This is a genomic window from Micromonospora sp. NPDC005161 (assembly GCF_053599855.1).
The window spans coordinates 156,450-176,333 of record NZ_JBSFYQ010000010.1 but is presented as its reverse complement, the minus strand read 5'-3'; the positions used below and the strand labels follow the sequence as shown (position 1 = coordinate 176,333).

Genomic DNA, 19,884 nt, shown 5'->3' with positions numbered 1-19,884 from the left:
AGCCGGCCCGCCGATCAGCCCGTCAGGGTGCCCCTCAGCAGGCTGTCGCCGGAGTGACGGGTGTTGTTGTCGTACTGCTCGGCGGAGACGTCGACCACCGTGTAGCTCTTCAGGTCGACATTCGGGGGCAGTGGCAGCAGAGCGTCCGCGTCGGCACCGAGGGTGCCGATCGAGAACATCTCCATGGTCGTCGGGTTGATGAGCCAGACCTCGTAGTACCCCGACACGCGCGGGAGATTCGCCACGTGCAGATGTAGTTGGCCGTTCTGGAGCACCCGCGCGTCACCCTGGGCCAACTTCGGTGTCGAACCGAAGGCAGCGAGCGGCGCGCTGGCCACCACCGGCTGCGTCGGAGCGGGCTCCGGGTCGTCCTGGCGCAGCACCGACACCGTGCCCACCACGCCGACCGCCGCGGCCGCGACCGCGGTGACCGCGGTGGCCGCCCAGCCCGACCGGCGAGCGCGACGGCGGGACCGGGAGCGGGTCGTCCGACCGGCGGCACCGGGCCACGCTGGCTCGTCCGTCGTACCGCTGACCGGCTCGGCCGCCTGCCGTCGACGCGTCTCGGTCAGCGACGGCAGGGCCTCCGCGGCGCTGATCTCCGCCGTGATGCCCTGCCAGACGTGCTCCGGCGGGTCGGGCAGGTCAGCCAACCCCTGCGTCTCCGCGCCGAGCCCGGCCACCTGCTGGAGGCTCTCCATCTCCACCCGGCAGTGCGCGCAGGTGTCGAGGTGGGTGCTCTCCCCGTTGTCCGCCTCGCTCTCACCGAGCGCCAGAAAGACCAGCCGGTCGTGGTCCAGGTGCTGCACCGTCCACCTCCCATCTGCGTTTCAAGCTCGCCATGCCGCGCCGGATGTGACTCTTCACGGTGCCCAGCGGCACGCCGGTCACCGCCGCTATCTGCTGGTGGGTCAGGTCGTCGTAGAAGGCCAGCTCCAGCATGCGTCGTTGGTCGTCCGGCAGGCGAGCCAGCTCGTCGGCGACCACCAGCCGATCGACCACCCGGTCCGGATCGGGACCGGTCTGCGCCGGCTCGGGCACCTGACGGACGGTCTCGACCACCCGGGTCTCCCGGGCCGTGGCCCGCATCCGGTCGATCACCTTGCGCCGGCCGATGCCGAGCAGCCAACCGATCAGCGAACCCTTGGCCGGATCGAAGGTCTCCCGCCCCAGCCAGGCGCCGACGAACGTCGCCTGGGTCACGTCCTCGGCGTCGCCGCGGTTGGCCAGCATCGAGGTGGCCAGGTGCAGCACGGCGCGGCCGTACCGGTCGTACGCCTCGCGGAGCGCGACCTCGTCGCCAGCGCGGAACCGGCGGGCGAGGTCGTCCACCGGGAGGTCGGGTTCCTGTCCGGACGCCGTCATCGGGCTGCTCGCCTTCGATGGGGCATGCCCGACTGTAACTCCCACAGCCTCCGCCCCACTCTCCCCGTCGATGTCATCTCACGAAGCTCTTCGTTCCCCGGACCCGGTTCGGATGCGGACCGGGCCGAAAAAAGAAATCCATGTCCGATCGCATCCACCCGTCGCGGAGCCGGCGTAACCCGTTCTGCAAGCCAGGCCTGACGAATCAGCACCAATCAGCAGGAGGCAGACATGCAGCTCTCGTACTTTCCGTCGGGTCGCCGCCGGTGGCGCCGTCGCTGCGCTGGTCTTCGCCGGCGTCGGCGCGTTCACCGCCACCCCCGCGTACGCCGCCACGTCGAAGGTCTCCGTCGTGCACGGCATCCCGGACACCCCGGTCGACGTCTACGTCAACGGCAAGAAGACCCTCGACAACTTCAAGCCCGGTGACGTGGCCGGCTCGCTGAACCTGGAGGAGGGCGAGTACGACATCGCGCTCACCAAGCCCGGTGAGGCAATCGACAAGGCGATCCTCAAGGTCGACGACGCCGCGGTGCCGGGCGGGGCGAACATCAGCATCGCGGCACACCTCGACGCCGCCGGCCAGCCGAAGATCACCCCGTTCGCGAACGACGTCTCCAAGGTCGACGCCGGCAAGGCCCGGCTGATCGTGCGGCACACCGCCGCCGTCCCGGAGGTGGACGTCCGTGCCGGTGGAACCCCGGTCTTCGAGGGCCTGACCAACCCGAACGAGGCCAAGGGCGACGTCGACGCGGGCAGCGTGCAGGCGGACGTGGTGCTGGCCGGCACCGACACCGTGGCCATCGGCCCGGCGGACCTCAACCTCAAGGAGGGCACCGCGACGATCGTCTACGCGATCGGCTCGGCCGAGGCCAAGAACCTCGACGTGGTCGCCCAGACCATCACCGGCCTGCACTTCGCCCCGGGCGGCGTGCCGAGCGGTGACGGTGGTCAGGCCGGCACGGGTGTGGACACCTGGTGGTACGTGCTCACCGGTGCCGGCGTACTCCTGCTGCTCGGCGGCGGGGTGCGGATGGCCACCGCGCGGACCGGCCGCACGTGACGGTGCGCAACCGCGGCGCGCTGGCGGCCCTGGCCGCCGGCGTTGCCGCGCTCACCGTCGCGACCCTGGTGGCGTGCGGCTCCCAGCCCGCCGACGACGTCGGCGCCGAGGAGGCGAGCGCGCTGGCCACCGCCACCGCCGCGCCGCCGGCGGCCGCCCCGTCGGTCCCGGTCACCGCCGGGGGACTGCCGGCTGGCGCGGTGACCGTCCCGCCGGTCCGCCTGGTGATCCCGGAGATCGGCGTCACCGCCACGGTCGACGCGGTCGGCATCAACCAGCGGACCAACGAGTTCGAGGTGCCGCCGAGCGTCGACCGGATCGGCTGGTACCGGTACGGCCCCGGCCTGGAGGCGGACGCCGGCTCGGTGGTCATCGCCGGCCACGTGGACAGCGCCAGGCAGGGCAGGGGAGCGTTCTTCCGGCTGCGCGAGCTGGGCCAGGGGGACACCTTGACCGCGACCGGCAGCGACGGCAAGGCCCGGCGGTACCGGGTCGTCGCCCGGGAGGAGTACGCCAAGACCAGGATCCCGCTGGACCGGTACTTCGCCCGGGACGGCAAGCCACGGCTGACCCTGATCACCTGCGGAGGGCCGTTCGACGCCGCCGCGCGCAGGTACCGGGACAACATCGTCGTCACCGCGGTGCCGGCCTGACCGGATGGCTCGCCCGCGGCCGTTCGACGGGCGGACCCGGGGGTCGGGGTGGGGAGGGTCGCGCCCTTCCCGCCCCGGCGGCGCCACGCCCAGGGATGGTCGCGGGTTCCGGCTGTCGGCCGGGTCCCTCCCGCGTCCGCTCCCTGACCGGTCAGCCGTAGGCTGAACGGTGATGGCATACCTGGATCACGCGGCGACGACTCCGATGCTCGACGAGGCACTGGAGGCGTACGTCGCCACCGCCCAGAAGGTCGGCAACGCGTCCTCCCTGCACGCGGCGGGTCGCCGTGCCCGCCGCCGGGTCGAGGAGTCGCGCGAGCGCGTCGCCGCCGTGCTGGGTGCCCGGCCGTCCGAGGTGATTTTCACCGGCGGCGGCACGGAGAGCGACAACCTCGCGGTCAAGGGCATCTTCTGGGCGCGGCGCGGGGCCGGCCCCGACCGCCGGCGGGTGATCTCCAGTGCCGTCGAGCACCACGCGGTGCTGGACGCGGTGGACTGGCTGGCCCAGCACGAGGGGGCCGAGGTCGGCTGGCTGCCGGTGGACGCCGCCGGTCGGCTCGACCCGAACGACCTGCGCGCCGAGTTGGCCGCGCACGCCGACCGGGTGGCCGTGGTCACCGCCATGTGGGCGAACAACGAGGTCGGCACCATCCAGCCGGTGGCCGAACTGGCCGCCGTCGCCGCCGAGCACGGCGTGCCGTTCCACACCGACGCCATCCAGGCGGTCGGGCAGGTGCCGGTCGACTTCGCCGCGAGCGGCGTCGCCGCGCTGACCGTCACCGGACACAAGCTGGGTGGCCCGACCGGGGTGGGCGCGCTGCTGCTCGCCCGGGACGTGGCGGCCACGCCGCTGCTGCACGGCGGCGGACAGGAACGCGACGTCCGCTCCGGCACCCTGGACACCGCCGGCATCGTCGCCTTCGCGGTCGCTGTCGAGGCGGCGGTGAAGGGCCAGCAGGAGTACGCGGCCCGGGTGGCCGCGCTTCGCGACGACCTGATCGAGCGGGTCCGCCGGGCGGTGCCCGAGGTGGTCTACAACGGCGACCCGGTCGACCGGCTGCCCGGCAACGCGCACTTCTCCTTCCCGGGCTGCGAGGGTGACGCCCTGCTTCTCCTGCTCGACGCCCAGGGCATCGCCTGCTCGACGGGTTCGGCCTGCTCAGCCGGGGTGGCCCAGCCCTCGCACGTACTGCTGGCGTTGGGCGCCGACGACGACCGCGCCCGCTCCTCGCTGCGCTTCACGCTCGGGCACACCAGCACGCAGGACGAGATCGACGCCCTCATCGCGGCCCTCCCCGCCGCCGTCGACCGCGCCCGCCGAGCCGCCGCCCTCCGCACCCCCCGCTGACACCCCCCGGCCAGGGCCGGGATGGGGCGGGGTCGGGTGCGGGCGCGAAGGGTCGCCGGACGGGGTGGATAGGCTGGAGGAGGGAAGGGAGTCAGCTGGTGAGGGTGTTGGCGGCGATGTCGGGCGGGGTTGACTCGGCCGTGGCGGCGGCGCGGGCGGTGGCGGCCGGGCATGACGTGACCGGGGTGCACCTGGCGCTGGCCCGCAATCCGCAGACCTACCGGACCGGGGCGCGCGGCTGCTGCACGCTGGAGGACTCCCGGGACGCCCGGCGGGCCGCCGACGTGATCGGCATCCCGTTCTACGTCTGGGACATGGCCGACCGGTTCCACGAGGACGTGGTGGACGACTTCGTGGCCGAGTACGCCGCCGGTCGTACGCCGAATCCCTGCCTGCGCTGCAACGAGAAGATCAAGTTTGCCGCGGTGCTGGACCGGGCGGTGGCCCTGGGCTTCGACGCGGTGGTCACCGGCCACCACGCCCGCCTCGGCCCCGACGGGCTGCTGCGCCGCAGTGTCGACGTGGCCAAGGACCAGTCGTACGTGCTGGCCGTGCTCACCCGCGAGCAGCTGGACCGCTCGATCTTCCCGCTCGGCGACTCGACCAAGGCGCAGGTCCGCGCCGAGGCCGCCGAGCGTGGCCTGGCGGTGGCCGACAAGCCGGACTCGCACGACATCTGCTTCATCGCCGACGGCGACACCCGCGGCTTCCTGGCCGGCCGCCTCGGCGAGGCGCCCGGCGACGTGGTGGACGCGAGCACCGGCGCGGTGGTCGGCAGCCACACCGGGGCGTACGCGTACACGGTGGGCCAGCGTCGCGGGCTGCACCTGGACCGGCCCGCCCCGGACGGCCGGCCGCGCTACGTGCTCTCCATCACGCCCAAAACCAACACTGTGACGGTCGGCCCGGCCGAGGCGCTGGAGGTGTCCCGGGTACGTGCCGAACGGCCGGTCTGGACGGGTGGCCCACGCCCGGACGCGCCGGTCGAGTGCGAGGTGCAGTTGCGCGCGCACGGCGACGTGGTGCCGGCCACCGTCGCCCTCGACGGCGCCACGCTCCACGCCGAGCTGCGCCGGCCGGCACGCGGCGTCGCCGCAGGCCAGGCCGTGGTGGCGTACCGGCCGGACCCGGCCGGCGACGTGGTCCTCGGCTCCGCCACCATCACCGGCTGACCTGGCACACCATCGCCCTGGCCGTCGCGGCCCGGGCGGCCGGCGTACCGGATACCCTTCCGCCGTGACAGATCAGGTGTGGCCCTGGCCGGCCGGCGCCGCGACCGGCATCGGTTCGCTGCCCGGCACCGACATCGCCGAGGCCCAGCGGGTGGTCCTCGGTGAGCTTCCCGCGCTGCCCCACCTTCCCGAGCTGCCGGCCCGCGGCCCGGGAGCCGACCTGATCGGTCGCAGCGCGGGGCTGCTGGTCGAGCTGCCCGTCGAGCTGTACAGCGGGCGTTGGCGGGTCGCCCCGCGCCCGGGTCGCGACCTGCGTCGGGCCCGCGACCTGATGGAACGCGACCTGGACCAGCTCGCCGAGCAGGCCGAGGAGTACGCGGGCCCGATCAAGGTGCAGGCCGGCGGCCCGCTCACCCTGGCCGCCGCCCTGGAGCTGCCGATCGGCGGCCGGCTGCTGCGCGACCCCGGCGCGGTCCGTGACCTGACCGGCTCCCTCGCCGAGGGGCTGCGCGCGCACGTCGCCGCGGTCGCCCGACGACTGCCCCGCGCCTCGGTGCTGCTCCAGCTGGACGAGCCGTCGCTGCCGACCGTGCTGGCCGGGCGGGTGCCCACCGAAAGCGGGCTGGGCGCGTACCGGGCGGTGGAGTCGGCGGATGCGGCGGCGCTGCTGCGCACCGTCGTCGAGGCCGCTGGCGTGCCGACGGTGGTGCACTGCTGCGCCCCGGACGTGCCACTGGAGTTGATCCGTTCGACGGGCGCCGCCGGGGTGGCCCTCGACCTGGACCTGCTCACCGAGCTGGACCCGCTGGGCGAGGCGATCGACGCCGGCCTCGGGTTGCTGGCCGGGGCCGTGCCGACCCGACCGCCGTCGACCGGCCAGGCGCCGACGTCCGCGCAGGTGGCCGACCGGGTGCGCCAGCTCTGGGACCGGCTCGGGTTCCCGCGCCGGCAGCTCGCCCAGCAGGTGGTCATCACCCCGGCCTGCGGTTTGGCCGGAGCCAGCCCGGAGTACGCCCGGGTGGTGCTGGCCGCGTGCCGGGACGCCGGCCGGCGGCTCGCCGAGGAGTGAGGTTTCCTGTCGTACCCACTGGGCAGGATGAAGGACATGATTGGACAGCTACGTTCAGTGGTGATCGACTGCCCCGATCCGCGGGCACTGGCGGCGTTCTACGCGGAGCTGCTCGGTGTACCCCTGGCCGAGGGTGACTCCGATGACGACGAGTGGGTGGTGCTGGGCGGTCCGCCCGGGCACCAGCCCCGCCTGGCGTTCCAGCGTGCGCTCAACCTGCGTCCGCCGGCCTGGCCGGACCCGGAGCGCCCCCAGCAGTTCCACCTCGACGTGACGGTGGACGACATCGAGGCCGCCGAGAAGGCGGCGCTCGCACTGGGCGCCCGCCGGTTGCCCGGCGAGGGCGAGGGCTTCCGGGTCTACGCCGACCCGGTCGGCCACCCGTTCTGTCTCTGCTGGGACTGACCCTGGCGTGGGTCGCGGCGGCCGGGCATCATGGCCGCCGTGGCCCACGACCCTCTGCGTGCCTCTGGCTCGCTCTTCGGCCTTGCCTATGGTGACGCGCTCGGCAAGCCGACGGAATTCCTGACCGTCGCCGAGATCGAGCACCGGTACGGGCCGGCCGGTCCGCGCGAGCTGACCGGCGAGCCGGCGCTGGTCACCGACGACACCCAGATGGCGCTGGCGGTGGGCTGGGCGCTGCACGAGGCTCCGTCGCTCACCCCGCAGGGGGTGGAGCCGCTGCTCCGGCGGCGCTTCTTGGCCTGGGCGGTCAGCCCGGACAACAACCGCGCCCCCGGCATGACCTGCCTGCGCGCCTGCGCCGACCTGGGTCGCGGGCTCCGCTGGCAGGAGGCCACGGTGGCCGGGTCCAAGGGGTGCGGGGCCAACATGCGGGTCACGCCGGTCGGGTTGCTCGACGTGGATCTGGACACGCTGGCCGGGTTGGCGCAGTTGCAGGCCGGGCTGACCCACGGCCATCCGACCGGGTTGGCGGCCAGCGAGCTCACCGCGTACGCGGTCTTCGCCCTGCGCGGGGGCGCCGGGCTGCCCGCTCTTCCCGCGATTCTCACCGAGCGGGCGCGGAGCCAGCGCCGCGTGTACCGGGAGCGGTGGCTGGGTGACCTCTGGCAGCGCGCCGGGGCCGGCACCGCGGAGGACTTCATCGCCCGGGGCTGGGACGAGTGCCTGGCGGTGCTGGCCCGGCTGACGGACGCCCTGGGGCAGCCGGACGACGGTGGCGATCCGTGCCGGGCCACCGGGGAGGGCTGGGTCGCCGAGGAGGCGCTGGCCACCGCTCTGCTCTGCGCCGTAAGGCACGCCGACGACCCGGTCGCGGCGCTGGCCCGGGGTGCGACCACCGCCGGGGACTCCGACTCGATCGCCGCCCTGGCCGGCGCCTTCGTGGGTGCGGCCGCCGGGATGACCGCCTGGCCGCCCGGCTGGGTCGACCGCATCGAGTACGCCGACCAGCTCGCCACGCTCGGCGCGGCCTGGGACTGATCCAGGTCCCCGCTGCCGATCCCGTCAGCAGGAGTTGGGTGACCGACGGGAGCCGGACGGGGCGGGGGACGGTCAGCGGGTGGGCAGGTGGTGCAGGCTGCGGACCCGTCGCCACAGGTCGGCGTCGCAGTTTCCGGCGCGGTCGGCGAAGGCGGCCGAGCTGATCCGGGTCGGCTCGGTGAGGCTCAGGTAGCTGTCGTGCTCGGCGCCGGGGTCCCAGTTCCGGGTGGGAATGCGGACGTGGTCGTCCCGGTCGCTCTTGTCCTGACTGGTGATCTTCAGTACGTCGGCGCCCCGGGAGTCGGCGCGCAGCACCAGGCAGGGCCGGACCTTGGACCCGCTGCCGTCGGCGTACGGCACGTCGGCCCACCAGATCTCACCCGGCGCCGGCGTGCCCGCGCCCCGGTCGGCGTCGCGGGCCCGGGGTTTGGTGGGCGGCCGGTCGGCGGCGCGGGGTCGCGGCGGCGCGGGACGACGTCCGCCGGTCGCGGGGCCCCGGCCCGGCCGGCTGCCCGGGCGCCGGCTCGCCACCCGGTGCCGCCAGGCGCTCCACGCCCAACCGGCCGCCACCGCCAGCAGGATCGCCACCGCCCAGAGCAGGGCCTCGGGCATCGCCACCTCCGCCGTCGTCCGGAGGCCCACCGGCCCCCGTCGTCCGGCGATCCTCGCATGCCGATCACCGCGGCGCGCGCCGCCGATCGTGATCGCGAGAACGCGGTGCGTGGGTGGGCGACTGTTTGTCCCACCGGGCGGATACCGTGCCGGAGTAGCGTGATCAGGGAGGTCGCAGGCGTGTCCGAAGGTGGCGGTGTGTCCGAGGAGCAGATCGGTCAGCAGGTCAGCCCGGCGCAGGAGGCGGCGGCCGGCGTCGAGCCGACGCCGCATGCGCGGGAACGGCACGCCACGCTCAGCCGCGAGCTGACCGAACATCAGTACCGCTACTACGTGCTGGACGCGCCGATCATCGCGGACGCCGAGTTCGACCGGCAGCTGCGCGAGCTGGAGGCGCTGGAGGACGAGTTCCCGGCACTGCGCACACCGGATTCGCCGACCCAACGGGTCGGTGGCACGTTCTCCACCGACTTCACCCCGGTCACCCACGCCGAGCGGATGCTCTCTCTGGACAACGCCTTCGCCGACGAGGAGCTGGCGGCCTGGGCCGAGCGGGTCGAGCGGGACGCCGGCGGCCCGGTGCCCTACCTGTGTGAGCTGAAGGTCGACGGGCTGGCGATCAACCTGACCTACGAGGCCGGCCGGCTGGTTCGGGCGGCCACCCGCGGTGACGGCCGCACCGGCGAGGACGTCACCGCCAACGTGCGCAGCATCCGTGGCGTGCCCGGCCAGCTCACCCCGTCCGCCGAGTTCCCGGAGATTCCCGAGCTGCTGGAGGTCCGGGGCGAGATCTACTTCCCGATCGCCGCGTTCGCCGACCTCAACGCGGGCCTGGTGGAGCAGGGCAAGGCGCCCTTCGCCAATCCCCGCAACGCCGCCGCCGGCAGCCTGCGCCAGAAGGATCCACGGGTCACCGCGTCACGGCCGCTGCGCCTGGTGGTGCACGGCATCGGCGCCCGCCGTGGTTTCCAGCCCACCGCGCAGTCCGAGTCGTACGCGGCGCTCAAGGCGTGGGGCCTGCCGACCAGTGACCGGTGGCGGGTGGTGCCGGATCTGGCCGGCGTGGCCGAATACATCGCCTACTACGCCGAGCACCGGCACGACGTCGAGCACGAGATCGACGGAGTGGTGGTCAAGGTCGATCCGGTGTCCATCCAGGGCCGGCTCGGGTCGACCAGCCGCGCCCCGCGCTGGGCGATCGCCTTCAAGTACCCGCCGGAGGAGGTCACCACCAAGCTGCTCGACATCGACGTCAACGTGGGGCGCACCGGGCGGGTCACCCCGTTCGCCGTTCTCGAACCGGTGCGGGTGGCCGGCTCCACCGTCGCGCTCGCCACCCTGCACAACGCCCGTGAGGTGGAGCGCAAGGGTGTGCTGATCGGCGACACGGTGGTGCTGCGCAAGGCCGGCGACGTGATTCCCGAGGTGCTCGGCCCGGTTGTCGACCTGCGCCCCGCCGACGCCCGGCCGTTCGTCATGCCGACCACCTGCCCGGCCTGCGGCACCCCGCTCGCGCCGGCCAAGGAGGGCGACATCGACATCCGCTGCCCCAACACCCGCAGCTGCCCCGCCCAGCTACGCGAACGGGTGTTCCACCTCGCCGGTCGCGGCGGGTTCGACATCGAGGTGCTCGGCTACAAGGGCGCGGCGGCTCTGCTGGACGCGGAGATCATCGCCGACGAGGGGGACCTCTTCCAGCTCGACGCCGAGCAGCTGTCCCGGTCCCCGTTCTTCGTCAACAAGGACGGCAGCCTGGGCAGCAACGCGGTCAAGCTGCTGGACAATCTGGCGGTCGCCCGGGAACGCGACCTGTGGCGGGTGCTGGTGGCGCTCTCCATCCGGCACGTCGGCCCGACGGCGGCCCAGGCGCTCGCCAGGCACTTCCGCTCCATGGAGGCCATCGACGCGGCCAGCGAGGAGGAGCTCTCCTCGGTCGACGGGGTCGGTCCGACGATCGCGGCCAGCATCCGAGAGTGGTTCGCCGTGGACTGGCACCGCGACGTGGTCCGCAAGTGGGCCGAGGCGGGCGTACGGATGGCCGAGGAGGCGGGCGACGAGGGGCCGCGCCCGTTGGAGGGGCTGACCGTGGTGGTGACCGGCACGCTCGCCAGCTTCTCCCGAGACCAGGCCGCCGAGGCCGTGCAGAGCAGGGGCGGCAAGGTCAGTGGCTCGGTCTCCAAGAAGACGAGCTTCGTGGTCGTGGGCGACAACCCGGGGTCCAAGGCCGACAAGGCGGCCAGCCTCAAGGTGCCGGTACTCGACGAGGACGGGTTCCGGGTGCTGCTGGACGCGGGTCCGGACGCGGCACGGGACGTCGCCCGGCTGGAGAGCTGACCGGCTCCGGCGTCCGCTGGCCGCGCATACCAACTTAATTACGACTACGACCGATTCGTGACTGTCATACCGGGAAACCCGGGGCTGAGGGCGTTTCATTGGGTCACGGGCGTGCACACGGCACGCCAGTCGTCGCTCGGGAGGTGTGATGGAGGTCGCCGACCCGCGAAACTCCGTCCCGCCCGGACGGGTGGCGCCGTTCACCGCCTTCATCGTCAGCATCCTGGTGGTCGCCGTGTTGGCCGCCGCCGGTCCACTCGCGACACTCCCGGCCGAGCTGTCCCGGCTGCCGGTGGCGTTCTGGACGATGGCCGCGCTCGCGCTGGTCTGCGACGCCCGCCCGTTCGTGCATCCGGGCCGCCGGCAGTCCTCCGCGGTCTTCCCGTCCACCTGTTTCACCTTCGCGATCCTGCTCGGCTGGGGGCTCGGCCCGGCGGTGGCCGTGCAGGCGGCGGGCGTGGTCGTCTCCGGCTGGCGGATGCGGCACGCCGCGTGGCGGACGGCGTTCAACGTCGGCCAGTACGCCTGCGCCCTCGCCGCCGCGTACGGCGTCCTCCAGCTCGGGCCGGGCATCGTCTTCTCCGGCGGCCGGCTGCACTGGACCGACGTGGTCGCCGTCGGCGGCGCCACGCTGGCCTGGTTCGTGGTCAACTACGGGCTGGTGAGCTGGGCGGTACGGCTGCGCTTCGGCGACCGGTGGTGGCCCACGGTCCGGCAGGGCCTCGGTTTCGAACTGCTCTCCACGGGCTCGCTCCTGCTGCTCGCCCCGGTGCTGGTGGCCGCCGCGCGGGTCAGCGCGGCGCTGATCCCGCTGGTGCTGGTGCCGCTCTTCGCCGTGTACCGGATGGCCCGGCTGACCGTCGAGCAGCAGCACCTCGCCGCTGCGGACCCGCTCACCGGGCTGCCCAACCGCAAGGCGCTCCTGGCCGAGGTGGCCGAGCAGGTGCACCTGCACGCCGAGCGGACCGCGCGCGGCGAACCTGACGGGCACCTGGCGCTGCTGCTGATCGACCTGGACCGCTTCAAGAACGTCAACGACGCGCTCGGGCACGCCGTGGGCGACCGGCTGCTCGTCGAGGTCAGCGCCCGGCTCACCGATGTGGAGCCCCGCCCGCAGATGATCGCCCGGCTCGGCGGGGACGAGTTCGCCATCGTGATGACCGGGCTGACCGACGCGAGTCAGGCGCGTGACCTGGCCGACCGGGTGGTCGGGGCGCTGGCCGAGCCGGTGCCGCTGGACGGGCTGCCGCTGGATGTGGGTGGCTCGATCGGGATCGCTCTCTTCCCCGAGCACGGCGAGGACTTCGCCACCCTGATGCGCCACGCCGACGTGGCCATGTACGACGCCAAGCACCGCAACGACACGGTCGCCGTCTACGCCCCGGAGTCCGATCACAACTCCGCCGAGCGGCTCGGCCTGCTCGCCGATCTGCGCCGGGTACTGGAGTCCGGCCCGTCGGTCGACGACCCGCTGGACGCCGAGCCGGCGGGACCCGCACGGCCGACGGGGACGGCCGACGGGGACGGCCGGGATGCGGGGCTGACCGAGCCGGATGGCGCCGAGCGGCCGGTCGACGTACCCCTCGGCGCGGCGGCGGAGGTGCGCGGCGGGGATGGTGCGGCGCTGCCCAGCGGTGACCTGCACCCCGCCGAGGCGGCGTCGCACGCGGGCGCGTCGCCGGTGGTCGCCGGGGCCCCGCCGGCCGGCGGCCGGTGGTGGGGTCGCCGCCGGCGGCCGGGCACCGAGCTGATGCACGCCGACGAGCTGATCAACCGGATCGCCACCGGCGCCGACCCGATCCGTGGCCGGAACACCCGGGCCACGGTCACCGGCACCCGCCCGGACCGGGGCCGGCGTGCCGGCGGGCACGGGCGGCGATCGCCGAACGGCGCGCCCGCGCTGGCCGGCGGCGGCGCCGGCCCGCGACGCGACGTCGGGCCGGGCACCCCGGACGAGCCGCCCGGGTCGACCGGGTGGGCACACTCCGACGCCGAACCGGCCGACGACGCTGGCGAGATCACCATGTATTACCAGCCGCAGATCGCCATCGCCACCGGCGAGGTGGTCGGCGTCGAGGCCCTGCTGCGCTGGCGGCACCCACGGCGGGGGATGGTCGACCCGGAGGAGCTGATCCGGGTCGCCGAGCAGAGCGCGGTGATGCGACTGCTCACCCGCCGGGTCGTCGACGACGTGGTGGAGCAGCTCGCCAAGTGGTCGGCGGCCGGCATCGGGCTGCGGGCGGCACTGAACGTGAGCGTGCGTGACCTGCACACCGGCGAGATCGCCGACCAGATCGCCGACCGGCTGACCCGCTACGGGGTGCCGGCCGAGCGGCTGCAACTGGAGATCACCGAGGGTGCTCTGATGGCCGACCCGCGCCGGGTGCTGGCCACCATCTCCCGGCTGCACCGCATCGGGGTGGCCATCGCGCTGGACGACTTCGGCACCGGCTACTCGTCCCTCCAGCACCTGCGCCGGCTACCGCTGTCCGAGGTGAAGGTGGACCGCTCGTTCGTGCTGGGCATGGCCGACGACGCCGACGACGCGGCGATCGTCCGGTCGATGATCGAGCTGGCCGGCGCGCTGGGGCTGCGGGTGGTCGCCGAGGGCGTGGAGGACGAGCGGACCTGGCGGATGCTGCACGCCGCCGGCTGCGACGCCGCGCAGGGCTGGTTCTACGCCCGACCGATGCCCGCCGAGGAACTGGTCACCTGGCTGGCCCGGTACCGGCCGGTCCGTCCGAGCGGCGGCCCGGAGCCGGACGCCGGCCGTCGTCCCACCCGCTGACCCGCCCGCCGATCCGACGCGAGAGGCTGGCGGAGGGGGAGTCGTGGACGCGGCACCGGAGCGGAACAATAGACTCGCTCCGGTCACCGCGCGTCACGCTCCACCCGTCGCGCGATCGGCACACCGCCCGACCAGCAGGACATCAGAAGGGGGCACGGATGGCCGCCATCTCCCGCGAGGAGGTCGCGCACCTGGCGCGCCTGTCGCGGCTCGCCGTCACCGAGGAGGAGCTGGACATCTTCGCCGGCCAGCTCGACGTGATCCTCCAGGCGGTCGCCCAGGTCGGCGAGGTCGCCGCGGCGGACATCCCGCCGACGTCGCATTCGGTGCCGCTGACCAACATCTTCCGCGAGGACGTCGTCACGCCGTGTCTGACCCCGCAGGAGGTGCTGTCGGGCGCGCCCGACGCCGAGGACCAGCGGTTCCGCGTACCGCGGATCCTGAGCGAGGATGTGGCCTCATGAGTGAGCGCCAGCGAGCGAATCAGCAGTGCAGCGCGGTGGTGCCTCATGGCGTCACGGAGCGAAGCGGAGTGACGGCATGAGCGATCTGACCAGAATGACCGCGGTGGAGATCGCCGCCCTGGTCGCTGGCGGCGAGGCCTCCGCCGTCGAGGTGACCCGGGCCCACCTGGACCGGATCGCCGCGGTCGACGACCGGGTGCACGCCTTCCTGCACGTGGACACCGACGGCGCGCTGGCCACCGCCCGCGCCGTGGACGAGCGTCGGGCGGCCGGCGAGGAGTTGGGCCCGCTGGCCGGCGTGCCGGTCGCGGTGAAGGACGTGCTCGCCACCCGGGGCGTGCCGACCACCGTGGGCTCGAAGATCCTGGAGGGCTGGCGCCCGCCGTACGACGCGACGATCGTGCAGCGGCTGCGCGAGGCCGGCACGGTGATGCTCGGCAAGACGAACATGGACGAGTTCGCGATGGGCTCCTCCACCGAATACTCGGCGTACGGCCCGACGCACAACCCGTGGGACCTCAGCCGGATCCCGGGCGGCTCGGGTGGCGGCAGCGCCGCCGCGCTGGCCGCGTACGAGGCGCCGCTGGCCATCGGCTCGGACACCGGCGGCTCGATCCGCCAGCCCGGCGCGGTCACCGGCACCGTCGGCGTGAAGCCCACCTACGGCGGCACGTCCCGCTACGGGCTGGTCGCCTTCTCCTCGTCGCTGGACACGCCCGGCCCCTGCGCCCGTACGGTGCTCGACGCGGCCCTGCTGCACCAGGTGATCGGTGGGCACGACCCGCGCGACTCCACCTCGATCCCGCAGCCGGTGCCGGACGTGGTGGCCGCCGCGAAGCTCGGCGCGACCGGTGACCTGACCGGCGTGCGGCTCGGCATCGTCAGCGAGTTCGTCGGCGAGGGCCCCGCGCCGGGCGTGATGGCCGCGTTCCGCGAGGCGGTGGACGCCCTCGCGAAGCTGGGTGCGGAGATCGTCGACGTGTCCTGCCCGACGTTCGCCTACGCGCTGCCCGCGTACTACCTGATCGCCCCGAGCGAGTGCTCCTCCAACCTGGCCCGGTTCGACGGCGTCCGGTTCGGCCTTCGGGTCGGCGACGACGGCAACCGGTCGCTGGAGGAGGTCATGTCGCTGACCCGGGAGGCCGGCTTCGGCCCGGAGGTCAAGCGCCGCATCATGATCGGCACGTACGCCCTGTCGTCGGGTTACTACGACGCCTACTACGGGCAGGCGCAGAAGGTCCGGACGCTGATCACCCGGGACTTCACCGCCGCGTTCGAGCAGGTCGACGCACTGATCTCGCCGACCACCCCGTCCGTGGCGTTCCCGATGGGCGCACGCACCGGCGACCCGTACCAGATGTACCTGGCCGACCTGTTCACCATCCCGAGCAACCTGTACGGCGGGCCGGGCATCTCGGTGCCCTGCGGCCTCTCCGAGGGGCTGCCCGTCGGCCTGCAGGTGATGGCCCCGACGTTGGCCGACGACCGGATGTACCGGGTCGCCGCCGCGCTGGAGTCCGCGGTCGGCACGTTCACCCCACCGGCACTGTGAGGCAGGAGCCCAGATGACGACGACGCTGCCCGCGTACGACGAGGTCGTCGCGCGCTACGAACCGGTGATCGGCCTGGAGACCCACGTCGAGCTGGGCACGAACACCAAGATGTTCTGCGGCTGCCCGACCGACTTCGGTGGCGAGCCGAACACCCGGGTCTGCCCGGTCTGCCTGGGCCTGCCCGGGTCGCTGCCGGTGGCCAACAAGGCGGCCATCGAGGCGATCATCCGGATCGGTCTGGCTCTGAACTGCTCCATCGCGGAGTGGTGCCGGTTCGCCCGGAAGAACTACTTCTACCCGGACATGCCGAAGAACTTCCAGATCAGCCAGTACGACGAGCCGATCTGCGTCGACGGCTACCTGGACGTCGAGGTCAACGGCGAGACGGTGCGGATCGAGATCGAGCGGGTGCACCTGGAGGAGGACACCGGCAAGACGCTGCACGTCGGCGGCGCCACCGGTCGCATCCAGGGCGCGACCGAGTCGCTGGTCGACTACAACCGGGCCGGCATTCCGCTGGTCGAGATCGTCACCAAGCCCATTCCGGGCACCGGCGCGCTCGCCCCCGACGTGGCCCGGGCGTACGTCACCGAGCTGCGGGACGTGATCCGCACCCTCGGCGTCTCGGACGTGCGGATGGAGGAGGGTTCGCTGCGCTGTGACGTGAACACCTCGCTCAACCTGCCGGGGCAGGAGTGGGGCACCCGCACCGAGACCAAGAACGTCAACTCGCTGCGGTCGGTGGAGCGGGCGGTCCGCTCGGAGATGCTGCGGCAGGCCTCGGTGCTGGACGCCGGCGGCCGGATCACGCAGGAGACCCGGCACTTCCACGAGGACACCGGCGACACCACGCCGGGGCGTTCCAAGGAGACCGCGACCGACTACCGGTACTTCCCGGAGCCGGACCTGGTGCCGATCGCCCCGGACCCGGCCTGGGTCGCCGAGCTCAAGGCCGCCCTGCCGGAGCTGCCCCGGGTGCACCGGCGCCGGCTCCAGGAACAGTGGGGGCTGTCCGACCTGGACATGCAGTCGGTGCTGAACGCCGGCGCGGTCGAGCTGATCGAGGCAACCGTCGCCGCCGGCACCACGCCGGCCGCCGCCCGTAAGTGGTGGCTCGGTGAGCTGTCCCGCCGGGCCAACGAGAGCGGCCGGGAGCTGGCCGACATCGGCGCCACCCCTGCCCAGGTCGCCGAGTTGCAGGGCCTGGTCGACGCCGGGAAGCTCAACGACAAGATGGCGCGCGCGGTGCTGGAGGGCGTGGTCGACGGCGAGGGTGCGCCCACCGAGATCATGACCAACCGCGGCCTGGAGGTCGTGTCGGACACCGGCGCGCTCACCGCCGCCGTGGACGAGGCGATCGCCGCCAACCCCGGCATCGCCGACAAGATCCGCAGCGGCAAGGTCGCCGCGGCCGGCGCGCTGGTCGGCGCGGTCATGAAGACCACGCGCGGTCAGGCCGACGCGAAGACCGTCCGCGAGCTGGTCCTGGAGCGCCTCGGCGTCCAAAGCTGAACGATGGAAGGAAGGGCACCTTCTTAACGCCTCGTGCATAGGAAGGGGCCCTTCCTAACATCTCACCCCGCGCCGGGCGCCGGGCGGCGTGAACCCCGCACACCCCTCGCGAGGGCGTCAACGGCGACGCCCGGATGGAGTCACCGTGAACCAGCACGACCTCGATGTCCTCGACGAGATCCAGCGGCGGGTGCTCTGGCTCGCCACCCGGATCGTGGACGCCGCCAACCACGACCGGGCAACCGGCGACGGGGTGAAGGTCGGCGGGCACCAGGCGTCCAGCGCATCACTGGTCACCGCGATGACCGCGCTCTGGTTCGCGCACCTGGACGCCGAGGACCGGGTGGCGGTCAAGCCGCACGCCTCCCCGGTGTTCCACGCCATCCAGTACCTGCTGGGCAACCTGGACCGCTCGTACCTGCCGCGGCTGCGGGCCCGTGGCGGCCTCCAGTCGTACCCGTCGCGCACCAAGGACCCCGACGAGGTGGACTTCTCCACCGGCTCGGTCGGCCTCGGCGCGGCGGCGCCGCTCTTCGCCGCCGCCACCCGGCGCTACGTCGACGCGCACTTCGGCGCCCGCCCGCACTCCCGGTTCGTCGCGCTGATCGGTGACGCGGAGCTGGACGAGGGCAACATCTGGGAGGCGGTCGCCGACCCCGCCACCACCGGTCTGGGCAACGTCATGTGGCTGGTCGACTTCAACCGCCAGTCGCTGGACCGGGTGGTACCCGGCATCCGGATCAACCAGTGGCGCGGCCAGTTCGAGGCGGCCGGTTGGCACGTCGTGGAGGTCAAGTACGGCCGCCGGCTCGCTGAGGCGTACGCCCGGCCGGGCGGCGAGGCGCTACGCGACTGGATCGACGCGATGCCCAACGAGCAGTACCAGTCGCTGTTCGGGCTGGCCGGCCCGGCACTGCGCAAGCAGTTCCTGGACGGCGCGCCGGCTGAGGTGGGCACCTTCGTCGAGGGCATCGGCGACGAGGAGCTGGGCCCGCTCGTCACCGACCTCGGCGGGCACGACCTGGAAGCGATGCTCGACGCGTACGCCCAGTGTGACGCGGTCACCGACCGGCCCAGCGTCGTCTTCGCGTACACGGTCAAGGGGTGGGGGTTGCCCATCGCCGGCAACCCGCGTAACCATTCGGCGCTGCTCAGCACCGAGCAGGTCGACGCGTTGCGCGCCGCGCAGGGGCTGACCCGGGAGACCGAGTGGGACCGCATCGACCCGGCGTCACCCGCTGGCATCCGGGCCGGCGCCCGCCGGGAGGCGCTGTCCCGCGCGCCCCGCGAGCGGGCGCTGGGGGTCACCGTTCCGGAGAGCACGGGAGTACGCGCCAACAAGCCGATCTCCACGCAGGAGGTCTTCGGCCGGGTGCTGGTGGACCTGGCCCGGGACCGGGAGGTCGGCCGCTACCTGGTGACGACGGCACCGGACGTGGCCACCTCCACCAACCTCGCCGGGTTCATCAACAAGACCGGGGTGTTCGCCCCCACCGAGCAGCGCTCCTGGACCGAGGACCGGATGCTGCGCTGGACCGAGAGCCCCGCAGGGCAGCACATCGAGCTGGGCATCTCGGAGATGAACCTGTTCCTGCTGCTCGGCCAGCTCGGCCTGTCCTGGGACCTGTCCGGGCAGCCGCTGCTGCCGGTGGGCACGGTCTACGACCCGTTCGTGCTGCGCGGCCTGGACGCGTTCCTGTACGGCACCTACTCCGGCTCCCGGTTCGTGGTCGCCGGCACCCCGTCGGGCATCACCCTGGCCCCGGAGGGTGGCGCCCACCAGTCGACCATCACCGCCTCCGTCGGGCTGGAGCTGCCCGGGGTGACCTTCCTGGAGCCGGCCTACGCGACCAGCCTGGACTGGCTGCTCTGCGACGCGCTCGGGCAGATCGCCGGCGGGTCGGCCCCGGCCGCGACCGCCGCGCCGGCCGAGGACGGGGCGTACTACTTCCGGCTGAGCACCCGGCCGCTGGAGCAGGCGCCGTTCGAGGCGGCCCGGGCCCGGCTCGGCGACGCGGTGCTGCGCCGGCAGGTGGTGGCCGGGGCGTACCGGCTGGTCGACGCGCACCAGGCGTACCCGCACCTGGCCGACGCCCCGGTGGTGCAGCTGGCCGCCTCCGGCGCGGTGCTGCCCGAGGTGCTGGCCGCCGCCGCGGAGCTGGCCGAGGAGGGCGTCGCCGCGCACGTGGTGGACGTGACCTCGCTGGATCGGCTCTACCGCGCCTGGCAGCGCACGCTGCGCCAGGGCGTGCGGACGGCGACGGTGCCGAGCGTCCCGGGCACGCTGCGGTCGGCGTTCGCCGACCGGGTGCCGGTGGTGACCGTGCACGACGCCGCGTCGCACGCGATGGCCTGGCTCGGCTCGGCGCTCGGCGCGCCGGCGGTGCCGCTCGGGGTGGACGAGTTCGGCCAGTCCGGCAGCGTGGCCGAGCTGTACGAGTTGCACGACCTGCTGCCCGGCAGCATCGTCAACGCCGCCCTGGCCGCCATCGCCCTGCGCTGAACCCC

The 19,884-nt window shown here is 73.6% G+C and carries 15 protein-coding genes and 1 pseudogene; 13 read left to right on the top strand and 3 right to left on the bottom strand.

What is annotated here, in order from left to right:
• Positions 1-14: 14 nt before the first annotated feature.
• Positions 15-809 carry an anti-sigma factor gene (locus ACWD5O_RS12870; RefSeq protein WP_450085360.1) on the bottom strand — a complete coding sequence of 265 codons (795 nt, stop codon included), beginning with the start codon at positions 807-809 and terminating at the stop codon, positions 15-17.
• Complete coding sequence (locus ACWD5O_RS12865) at positions 763-1,365, bottom strand: RNA polymerase sigma factor (RefSeq protein WP_450085359.1); 603 nt, start codon at positions 1,363-1,365, stop codon at positions 763-765. The genes ACWD5O_RS12870 and ACWD5O_RS12865 overlap by 47 nt, the downstream gene beginning before the upstream one ends.
• A 231-nt stretch (positions 1,366-1,596) precedes the next feature.
• Between ACWD5O_RS12865 and ACWD5O_RS12860 the strand changes: the two are divergent.
• The 7 genes and pseudogenes from ACWD5O_RS12860 (at position 1,597) to ACWD5O_RS12830 (ending at position 8,113) form a co-directional block, all read left to right on the top strand.
• Positions 1,597-2,428, top strand: a pseudogene (locus ACWD5O_RS12860) (DUF4397 domain-containing protein).
• On the top strand, positions 2,425-3,081 hold the full coding sequence (locus ACWD5O_RS12855) for a class F sortase (protein ID WP_354967022.1): 657 nt from the start codon (positions 2,425-2,427) through the stop codon (positions 3,079-3,081). Before ACWD5O_RS12860 ends, ACWD5O_RS12855 begins: the two are co-directional and overlap by 4 nt.
• Positions 3,082-3,253: 172 nt before the next feature.
• Positions 3,254-4,429, top strand: coding sequence for a cysteine desulfurase family protein (locus ACWD5O_RS12850; protein WP_450085358.1), 1,176 nt, complete (start codon positions 3,254-3,256; stop codon positions 4,427-4,429).
• Positions 4,430-4,527: 98 nt separating this feature from the next.
• A complete protein-coding gene (mnmA, locus tag ACWD5O_RS12845; protein WP_450085357.1) occupies positions 4,528-5,601 on the top strand; it encodes a tRNA 2-thiouridine(34) synthase MnmA in 1,074 nt (357 codons plus the stop codon).
• Between the two features lie 64 nt (positions 5,602-5,665).
• A complete protein-coding gene (locus tag ACWD5O_RS12840; RefSeq protein ID WP_354967019.1) occupies positions 5,666-6,670 on the top strand; it encodes a methionine synthase in 1,005 nt (334 codons plus the stop codon).
• Between the two features lie 36 nt (positions 6,671-6,706).
• Entirely contained in the window at positions 6,707-7,075 is a 369-nt protein-coding gene (locus ACWD5O_RS12835) for a VOC family protein (protein WP_354967018.1), read from the top strand.
• A 30-nt stretch (positions 7,076-7,105) separates the two neighbouring features.
• On the top strand, positions 7,106-8,113 hold the full coding sequence (locus ACWD5O_RS12830) for an ADP-ribosylglycohydrolase family protein (RefSeq protein WP_354967017.1): 1,008 nt from the start codon (positions 7,106-7,108) through the stop codon (positions 8,111-8,113).
• Positions 8,114-8,185: 72 nt separating this feature from the next.
• On the opposite strand, the gene ACWD5O_RS12825 is transcribed toward ACWD5O_RS12830, so the two are convergent.
• Complete coding sequence (locus ACWD5O_RS12825; RefSeq protein ID WP_354967016.1) at positions 8,186-8,725, bottom strand: type II toxin-antitoxin system PemK/MazF family toxin; 540 nt, start codon at positions 8,723-8,725, stop codon at positions 8,186-8,188.
• A gap of 198 nt (positions 8,726-8,923) precedes the next feature.
• On the opposite strand from ACWD5O_RS12825, the gene ligA reads away from it, so the two are divergent.
• The 6 genes from ligA (at position 8,924) to ACWD5O_RS12795 (ending at position 19,879) form a co-directional block, all read left to right on the top strand.
• Positions 8,924-11,059 carry an NAD-dependent DNA ligase LigA gene (gene ligA, locus ACWD5O_RS12820; RefSeq protein ID WP_354967015.1) on the top strand — a complete coding sequence of 712 codons (2,136 nt, stop codon included), beginning with the start codon at positions 8,924-8,926 and terminating at the stop codon, positions 11,057-11,059.
• Positions 11,060-11,207: 148 nt separating this feature from the next.
• Complete coding sequence (locus ACWD5O_RS12815) at positions 11,208-13,847, top strand: EAL domain-containing protein (protein ID WP_354967014.1); 2,640 nt, start codon at positions 11,208-11,210, stop codon at positions 13,845-13,847.
• Positions 13,848-14,005: 158 nt separating this feature from the next.
• Entirely contained in the window at positions 14,006-14,311 is a 306-nt protein-coding gene (gene gatC, locus ACWD5O_RS12810; RefSeq protein WP_354967013.1) for an Asp-tRNA(Asn)/Glu-tRNA(Gln) amidotransferase subunit GatC, read from the top strand.
• Positions 14,312-14,387: 76 nt separating this feature from the next.
• Positions 14,388-15,863: an Asp-tRNA(Asn)/Glu-tRNA(Gln) amidotransferase subunit GatA gene (gene gatA / locus ACWD5O_RS12805; protein ID WP_450085356.1), complete on the top strand. Its 1,476-nt coding sequence runs from the start codon at positions 14,388-14,390 to the stop codon at positions 15,861-15,863.
• A 13-nt stretch (positions 15,864-15,876) separates the two neighbouring features.
• Complete coding sequence (gene gatB, locus ACWD5O_RS12800) at positions 15,877-17,376, top strand: Asp-tRNA(Asn)/Glu-tRNA(Gln) amidotransferase subunit GatB (protein WP_450085355.1); 1,500 nt, start codon at positions 15,877-15,879, stop codon at positions 17,374-17,376.
• Positions 17,377-17,521: 145 nt separating this feature from the next.
• Positions 17,522-19,879 (top strand): transketolase-like TK C-terminal-containing protein, encoded by a 2,358-nt coding sequence (locus tag ACWD5O_RS12795; protein WP_450085354.1) that lies wholly within the window; start codon positions 17,522-17,524, stop codon positions 19,877-19,879.
• Positions 19,880-19,884 lie beyond the last annotated feature (5 nt).

Coding starts and splice junctions, on each gene's coding strand:
- ACWD5O_RS12865 (WP_450085359.1), bottom strand. CDS start 1,365: ATGACGGCGTCCGGACAGGAACCCGACCTCCCGGTGGACGACCTCGCC.
- ACWD5O_RS12850 (WP_450085358.1), top strand. CDS start 3,254: ATGGCATACCTGGATCACGCGGCGACGACTCCGATGCTCGACGAGGCA.
- ACWD5O_RS12835 (WP_354967018.1), top strand. CDS start 6,707: ATGATTGGACAGCTACGTTCAGTGGTGATCGACTGCCCCGATCCGCGG.
- ACWD5O_RS12830 (WP_354967017.1), top strand. CDS start 7,106: ATGGCCGCCGTGGCCCACGACCCTCTGCGTGCCTCTGGCTCGCTCTTC.
- ACWD5O_RS12825 (WP_354967016.1), bottom strand. CDS start 8,725: ATGCCCGAGGCCCTGCTCTGGGCGGTGGCGATCCTGCTGGCGGTGGCG.
- ACWD5O_RS12815 (WP_354967014.1), top strand. CDS start 11,208: ATGGAGGTCGCCGACCCGCGAAACTCCGTCCCGCCCGGACGGGTGGCG.
- gatC (WP_354967013.1), top strand. CDS start 14,006: ATGGCCGCCATCTCCCGCGAGGAGGTCGCGCACCTGGCGCGCCTGTCG.
- gatA (WP_450085356.1), top strand. CDS start 14,388: ATGAGCGATCTGACCAGAATGACCGCGGTGGAGATCGCCGCCCTGGTC.
- gatB (WP_450085355.1), top strand. CDS start 15,877: ATGACGACGACGCTGCCCGCGTACGACGAGGTCGTCGCGCGCTACGAA.